The sequence below is a fragment of the Microbacterium sp. B24 genome, assembly GCF_000333415.1.
In the GTDB taxonomy this organism is placed as follows: Bacteria; Actinomycetota; Actinomycetes; order Actinomycetales; family Microbacteriaceae; genus Microbacterium.
The window spans coordinates 1-1,265 of record NZ_BADB01000125.1; the positions used below are offsets into that span (position 1 = coordinate 1).

Annotated in this window: 1 protein-coding gene; it reads left to right on the plus strand. The window is 67.9% G+C overall.

All coding sequences use genetic code 11. The features are described from left to right. Positions 1–128: 128 nt before the first annotated feature. On the plus strand, positions 129–1,265 hold a 1,137-nt coding region (locus tag I5I_RS02740), incomplete at its 3' end, for a sensor histidine kinase (protein ID WP_036316221.1).

Genomic DNA, 1,265 nt, shown 5'->3' on the forward strand with positions numbered 1-1,265 from the left:
AGCTCGGTCCCGGGGATCCTCTAGAGTCCGCCGCAAGATCGACCCGTACTCCTCGGAGCCGCTCATCCAGACCAAGCGCGGCTTCGGCTACATGCTGAAGGCCGGCAAGACCGCCTGATCGCGGGGCGATGACGGCGGACGGCGTGTACGCGGCACACGCGAAGAAGAACGACCGCCTCACCTCGTGGTGGCGCGGCATCAGCCTGCGGGCCAAGGTCACGGGCGTCACCGTGGCCGTGCTGACCGGCGGACTGCTCGTCGCCGGGTTCGGTACGGCGGTGTTCCTGCGCAACGCCCAGATCGCCGAGCGCGACCAGTCGATCAGCCAGACGGTGACGCTCGATCAGGCCAGCAGTCTGCTCAACGTCGAGGTCGTCGACGGGGTCGCCAAATTCGAGCCCGCCGACTATCCGCCGCTGACATCCTTCTACATCGCCGTCTACGGGCCCGACGGCACGAGGCTGGCCACCGGAGGCCCGCCGTCCGACAACCCACCGGTGTTCCCGGCAACGTTCGGTCTCGACAGCACCCTCATGCAGGGCACGACTCCGTTCGATCTCACCTCGGCCGACGGCAAGACGACCTTCCATGCCGCCGTCGACATCCTGCAGATCCCGGGAGCACGCGAGAACAACGTCCAGCTGCTCGCCCTGCCGTTGACGCCCGTGAATCAGACGGTGGCGAGCTTCGTCGGCATCTACACGATTCTGGCGCTCCTGACGATCCTGGTGAGCGCCCTGCTCACCCGCTGGCTCGTCACGCTGGCGTTCCGGAGCCTCGGGCAGGTGGAGCAGACGGCGATGTCCATCGCGCGGGGCGACTTCGGCCAGCGCATGGGCGACATCGCTCCCGGCACCGAAGTCGGCAAGCTCAAGACGGCGATCAACGCCATGCTCGACCGCGTGGATCAGGCGCTCGGCCAGCGCGACGCCACCGTGCTTCAGATGCGACGCTTCATCGGCGACGCCAGTCATGAACTGCGCACACCCCTGGTGACCGTGCGCGGATACGCGGAGCTGTACCGGATGGGCGCCATCTCGGGCGACGAGCAGACGGCGCAATCGATGGAACGCATCGAGAAAGAGGCCATCCGCATGGGCGGCCTCGTCGAAGACCTGCTCGCCCTCGCCCGCCTCGACGAGCGCCGTGACATCGTCGTCGCTCCCGTAGACCTGCGCCCGATCGCCCGCGACGCGGTGCTGGATGCGCGCGCGACCTCGCCGGAACGGACGACTCTAGAGGATCCCCGGGACCGAGCTCGAATC